Source organism: Lysobacter enzymogenes, from assembly GCF_017168095.1.
Lineage (GTDB): Bacteria > Pseudomonadota > Gammaproteobacteria > Xanthomonadales > Xanthomonadaceae > Lysobacter > Lysobacter enzymogenes_D.
The window spans coordinates 14,027-19,934 of record NZ_LXSD01000392.1 but is presented as its reverse complement, the minus strand read 5'-3'; the positions used below and the strand labels follow the sequence as shown (position 1 = coordinate 19,934).

The window sequence follows — 5,908 nt, the reverse complement described above, 5'->3', positions numbered from 1 at the left end:
GCTCCTACAGGGAGCCCATGTAGGAGCGGCGCGAGCCGCGACCGCGACACTGCGACTACGGCGAAACCAGTGCCCTCAATTGAGCCTGGCCACCCACGACAACGGCGCCCGCTTCATCCACCAGCCCACCGCCGCCCACGGCCACCACGGCACGTAGGCCTTGTCCTTTTCCTTCTCGATCGCGCGCGCCAGCAACCGGCAGCCGGTCGCCTCGTCGATGATGAAGGGCGTGTGCGCCGCCGGCGCGCCCTCGTTCATTTCGGTGCGGATGTAGCCGGGAAAGATCGTGCTGACGCGGATCGAGGGCTTGCGCAGCATGTCGGTGCGGATGCCTTCGGCCAGCGCCGCGACGCCGGCCTTGCTCGCGGCGTAGGCGGTCAGCCCGCCGCGCAGGCCGCGCATCGCGCTCATCGAGGAAATCAGCACCAGGTGGCCCTGCCCCGCGGCGCGGAAGATCTCCATCGCCGCCTCGCATTGGGCCAGCGCGGCGAGGAAGTTGGTCTCGACGATGGCGCGGTTCAGCGCGAACTGGCCCTTGCCGACCGGCGCGCCCTGACCGATGCCGGCGTTGACCACGACCCGGTCGAGGCCGCCGAGTTCGTCGCGCAGTTCGCCGAATACCCGGAACACCGCGTCGTGGTCGGTCACGTCCAGGCTGCGCACGGCCACGCGGATGCCGGGATGCTCGGCTTCGAGTTCGGTCTTGAGCGCTTCGAGCCGGTCCAGGCGCCGCGCGCACAGGGCGAGGTCGCGGCCGGCGCGGGCGAATTCGCGGGCCATGCCGCGGCCCAGGCCCGAGCTGGCGCCGGTGATGAGAATGCGCTTGCGCATGACGGTCGGCCTCAGCGGTAGGTGATCAGGCCTTCGCGCGGGTACAGGTGCGCGTGGCCGTTGAAGGTGGACAGGCGCAGGCCGCCGCGGGCGGCGTGGACCTGGGTGTGGCTGGCGTTGACCAGGGTCCAGCTCAGCCGCAGCGCCTGCTGTTCGGGCGCGCCGAGCAGCGCCTGCGCGATCGCGGCGATCGGCCCGCCGGAGGTGAAGATCCAGACGTTGCGCGCGCCGTCGGCCGCGTCGGCCGCGGCCTGCACGGCGGCAAGGCAGCGCGCGCGGAAACTGGGCCAGGGTTCGTCGTAGTCGCTGTCGCGTTCGCCGCCGGCCCAGCGCTGCATCGCCGCGGCGAACAGGCTCTGGAAGGCGCGGTGCGGGTCGCTGTGGGCCTTGAGGTCGGCGCGCAGGCGGGCGTGGTCGGCGTATTCGGGGCGGTGGCGGGCGAGGATCTGGACGTGGTCGAACTCGTTCCAGCGTTCGTCGCGGGTGGGGGCCCTCACCCCAACCCCTCTCCCGCTCGCGGGAGAGGGGCTTGCTTGCATCGGGGCGGGACGCTCGGTGTGAATCGAAGCCATCGCGGCGAGGCATTCTTCGGCGGTTTCGCGATGCCGGCGCATGCCGCCGCAGATCGCCACGTCGCCCTCGCCCGCCAGCGGCGCCAGCGCCGCGCCGAGCAGGCGCGATTGCTCGCGGCCGAGTTCGCTGAGCCGGTCGTAATCGTCGGCGCCGAACGCGGCCTGGCCGTGACGGATCAGGTGGATCGTCGTGGTCATGCGCCGCGCCCTTCGCGCGCGATCGCGCGGCGGCAGCGCCAATGCAGGTAGTTCACCGACAGCCAGAAGCGCTTGAACGCCGGGTTGCGGGTCTGGCCGTGGTGATAGCGGTAATAGATCTGCTGGGCGATGGCCGACAGCCGGAACAGCCCGTAGACCTCGTAGAACGCCCAACTGCGCGGGCGCCAGCCGGTGCGCTGGCTGTAGTAGTCCATGACCTCGCGCCGGGTCGGCATGCCGGCCAGATGGGTCGGCTGGCGGCGGGTGTCGCGGGCGATGAAGTCGTCGTCGGCCTGGACCCAGTAGGCCAGCAGATTGCCCACGTCCATCAGCGGATCGCCGAGCGTGGCCAGTTCCCAGTCGAGCACGCCGATCACCCGGGTCGGGTCGTCGCGGTCGAGCACGACGTTGTCGAAGCGGAAGTCGTTGTGGGTCAGGCGGATGGTTTCCTCGCGCGGCAGATTCTCGCGCAGCCAGGCCATGATCTTGCCGCCGCGCGGGACGTTCCAGGTGCGTGCATCGCCGTAGCGCTTGCTCCAGCCTTCGATCTGGCGCTGCGCGTAGCCGGCGCCGGGCGCCAGGCCGTCCAGGCCCGCGGCGCGGTAATCCACTTGATGCAGCGCGATCAAGGTATCGAGCACGTTGTGCGCGAGCGCGGCCACGCGTTCGCGCGGCAGCTCGAATCCGGGCGGCGGGTTCTTGCGCAGGATCAGCCCGTCCAGCCGCTGCATCACATAGAACTCCGCGCCGATCACCGTCTCGTCGGCGCAGTGCGCATGCATCTGCGGCACGAACGCGAACACCGGCTTGAGCGCCTGCTGGATGCGGAACTCGCGGCCCATGTCGTGCGCCGACCTGGCCTTCTTGCCGGCCGGCGGGCGGCGCAGGATCAGGTCGTCGTTGGCGTAGCGCAGGCGATAGGTCCAGTTCGACGCGCCGCCGGCGTACTGGGTGATTTCCGGCGTCCCGTGCAGATGCGGCAGGCGCGGCTTGAGCCAGGCGTCGACCGCGGCCGCGTCGAGTTCCTCGCCGGCGCGCACCGGGCGCGCGTCGTCGCGGACGGCCGCGCTCATGCCGAGCGCGGCCCGTCGGCCGGCTGCGAACGCGTACGCCCGCGGCCGCCGGCGCGGCGCATCGCCGCCTCGTACATCCGATACGGCAACAGCCGCTTGAGCAGCCAGAAGCGCTTGGCCGCCGGATGGGTGAGGATGCGGAACTCGCCGCGCGCCACGCCCTCGCGGATCGAGCGCGCGACCGATTCGGCGTCGACCTTGGATTCGTCGACCAGCTTCTTCATCCAGCGCGCATAACGCGGGTCGCGGGTGCGCAGGCTTTCGCTGAGGTTGGTGCGGAAGAACGCCGGGCAAGCGACGCTGACCTGCACGCCGTCCGCGTCCAGTTCGGCCTTGAGCGTTTCCGACAGCGCCACCACCGCGGCCTTGGTCGCGTTGTAGGCGCCGGCGAACGGCGGATGCACCAGCCCGGCCATCGAGGCGATGTTGAGCAGCGCGCCGCCGCGCTGGCGCTTGAGCATCGGGATGAAGGCCTTGCAGCCGCGCACCACGCCGAGCAGGTTGATCTGCACCATCCATTCCCAGTCGGCCAGCGGCATCGCCTCGACCGGGCCCATGTCGGCGACGCCGGCGTTGTTGACGACCAGATCGGCGCCGCCCCAGTTCGCCTGCATCCACGCGGCCGCGGCCTGCAGATCCTCCTCGCGGGTCACGTCGCAGGCCAGGAACTGCGCGTCGGGCTGCAGCGCGCGCAAGGCCGCGAGCGCCTCTTCGCCGCGCGCGGCGTTGACGTCGCCGATCAGCACCCGCGCGCCTTCGCGTGCGTAGCCTTCGGCCAGCGCGCGGCCCAGGCCGGAGGCGCCGCCGGTGACGAACACCCGCTGCCCCGCGCTCATGCCGCCTCCTGCTTGCGACCCAGGCCGTACTTGGCCAGTTCCATCCGCGCCACCATCGCCCGGTGCACCTCGTCGGGGCCGTCGGCGATGCGCAGCGCCCGCGCCAACACGAACAAGCCGGTCAACGGCGTGTCGTGCGAGACGCCGGCGCCGCCGTGGATCTGGATCGCCTGGTCGACGATCTCCTGCAGCAGGTTCGGCGCGACCACCTTGATCGCGGAGATTTCGCTCATCGCCTGTTTCACCCCGAAGCGTTCGATCTTCCAGGCAGCGTACAAGGTCAGCAGGCGCGCCTGGTCGATGGCCATGCGCGCCTGCGCCACCCGTTCCAGATTGCCGCCCAGGCGCAGCACCGGCTGGCCGAAGGCCTCGCGCCCGGCGCCGCGGCGGATGGTCAGCTCCAGCGCGCGCTCGGCCGCGCCGATCGCGCGCATGCAGTGGTGGATGCGGCCCGGGCCGAGCCGGCCCTGGGCGATGGCGAAGCCCTGCCCCGGGCCCTGGATCAAGTGATCGCGCGGCAGGCGCACATTGTCGAAACTGACCTCGCCGTGGCCGTACGGCGGGTCGTATTCGCCGAAGGTCGGCAGCATGCGTTCGATGCGGACGCCCGGCGCGTCCAGCGGCACCAGCGCCATGCCGTGGCGCGCGTGCGGCGCGGCGTCCGGATCGGTCAGGCCCATGAAGATCGCCACCCGCGCATCGGGATGGCCGATGCCGGTGGACCACCACTTGCGGCCGTCGACGACGATCTGGTCGCCCTCGATGCGGATCTGCGCGCGCATGTTGGTCGCGTCGGAGGAGGCCACGTCCGGCTCGGTCATGCAGAACACCGAACGGATCTCGCCGTCGAGCAAGGGGCGCAGCCAGCGCGCTTTCTGCTGCTCGCTGCCGTAGTGGTACAGCACTTCCATGTTGCCGGTGTCGGGCGCGTTGCAGTTGAAGATCTCGGCGCAGAACTCGTAGCGGCCCATCGCTTCGGCCAGCGGCGCGTAGTCGAGCACCGACAGGCCGGCGCCGAGTTCGGCATCGGGCAGGAACAGGTTCCACAGGCCGGCCTCGCGCGCCAGCGCCTTGAGCTCGGCGATGCGCGGATGCACGCGCCAGGCGCGCCAGTCGGCGCCGGCGTTGAGTTCGGCGTTCTCGCGCCGGTAACGCTGGTCGAACGGGGCGATGTGCCGGTCGATGAAGGCTTGCAGGCGCTGCAGGTAGTCCTGGCTGCGCGCACTGGGGGAGAAGTCCATGGCCGAGAGCTCCGGACGCCGGGACGCTCCGGCCGCCTTCATCCTAGGCGCGCGGCTGCCATGAATGAAGTGATCTTTGCTAACGTCTTGGCATGAACCGGATTCATAGCCGCAGCGAACAGCTCGACCTCAACCTGCTCAAGGTGTTCGAGGCGGTCTATCGCGAGCGCAACCTGAGCCTGGCGGCGCAGGCGCTGCATTTGACGCCGTCGGCGGTGAGCCACGCGCTGGCGCGGCTGCGGCGCCAGTTCGACGACCCGCTGTTCGTGCGCGACGGCCGCCGCATGAGCCCCACCGCCGCCTGCCAGCGCCTCGCGCCGCCGTTGCTGGAAGCCTTGGCGCGGCTGCGCGAACTGCTGCAGCAGCGCGACCGCTTCGAGCCGGCGTCGAGCCGGCAGTCGTTCCGCATCGGCATGCCCGACGCGAGCGAGAGCGTGCTGCTGCCGGCGCTGATGCGCGCGCTGCGCGCGCAGGCGCCCGGCGCGACCCTGGCCAGCGTGGCCCTGCCGCGCCGCGACCTCGGCCGCGAACTGGCCGCCGGCCAGGTCGACCTGGCGGTGGACGTGGCCCTGCCAGTGCGCGATCCGGTCCGCCACCGGCCGCTGTTCGAAGACGGTTTCTGCGTAGTCGCGCGCGCCGGTCATCCGCTCGCGCGGCGCCTGAGCCTGAAGCAATACCTGCAGGCGCGGCACGTCGCGGTGTCGGCGCGCGCCACCGGGCAAGTGATCGAGGACCTGGCCTTGCTCCACCTGGGCCTGCAACGCAACATCGCGCTGCGCTGCCGCAGCTACCACGCCGCGTGCGCGGTGGCGGCGCAATCCGACGCGCTGCTGACCCTGCCCGAAAGCCTGGCCGCGCGAATCGCCCCGGACGGCGCGCTGGTGCGCCTGAAACTGCCGTTCGCGCTGCCGGCGGCGCAGTTGCACCTGTACTGGCACGCCAACAGCGAAGCGGACCCGGCCAACGCCTGGCTGCGCGGCTTGGTCAGCGAAGTGTGCGGACGCAAACCGGAGCGCTGAGCGCGAATCGCCGCTTCGCGCCCTACCTGTAGGAGCGACGCAAGTCGCGACCGCGACAACACAACTACGACGAAACTTGCGCCGCAATCGGTCTGGCGCGGTCGCGACTCGCGGCGCTCCTACAGGGGCTGCGGCGGG

Annotated in this window: 6 protein-coding genes; 1 reads left to right on the top strand and 5 read right to left on the bottom strand. The window is 71.2% G+C overall.

Annotated elements, in window-relative coordinates:
* Positions 1 to 75 precede the first annotated feature (75 nt).
* From A7A76_RS16230 to A7A76_RS16210, 5 genes are read right to left on the bottom strand one after another with little or no spacing between them, the layout of a single operon-like run.
* Entirely contained in the window at positions 76 to 831 is a 756-nt protein-coding gene (locus A7A76_RS16230; protein WP_206412166.1) for an SDR family oxidoreductase, read from the bottom strand.
* A gap of 11 nt (positions 832 to 842) precedes the next feature.
* Positions 843 to 1,601 (bottom strand): histidine phosphatase family protein, encoded by a 759-nt coding sequence (locus A7A76_RS16225; RefSeq protein ID WP_206412165.1) that lies wholly within the window; start codon positions 1,599 to 1,601, stop codon positions 843 to 845.
* Positions 1,598 to 2,674: a phosphotransferase family protein gene (locus A7A76_RS16220; protein ID WP_206412164.1), complete on the bottom strand. Its 1,077-nt coding sequence runs from the start codon at positions 2,672 to 2,674 to the stop codon at positions 1,598 to 1,600. Before A7A76_RS16220 ends, A7A76_RS16225 begins: the two co-directional genes overlap by 4 nt.
* Positions 2,671 to 3,510, bottom strand: coding sequence for an SDR family oxidoreductase (locus tag A7A76_RS16215; protein ID WP_206412163.1), 840 nt, complete (start codon positions 3,508 to 3,510; stop codon positions 2,671 to 2,673). Before A7A76_RS16215 ends, A7A76_RS16220 begins: the two co-directional genes overlap by 4 nt.
* Positions 3,507 to 4,751: an acyl-CoA dehydrogenase family protein gene (locus A7A76_RS16210; RefSeq protein ID WP_206412162.1), complete on the bottom strand. Its 1,245-nt coding sequence runs from the start codon at positions 4,749 to 4,751 to the stop codon at positions 3,507 to 3,509. The genes A7A76_RS16215 and A7A76_RS16210 overlap by 4 nt, the downstream gene beginning before the upstream one ends.
* A gap of 92 nt (positions 4,752 to 4,843) precedes the next feature.
* On the opposite strand from A7A76_RS16210, the gene A7A76_RS16205 reads away from it, so the two are divergent.
* A complete protein-coding gene (locus tag A7A76_RS16205; RefSeq protein ID WP_206412161.1) occupies positions 4,844 to 5,770 on the top strand; it encodes a LysR family transcriptional regulator in 927 nt (308 codons plus the stop codon).
* The last annotated feature ends 138 nt before the right edge of the window (positions 5,771 to 5,908 follow it).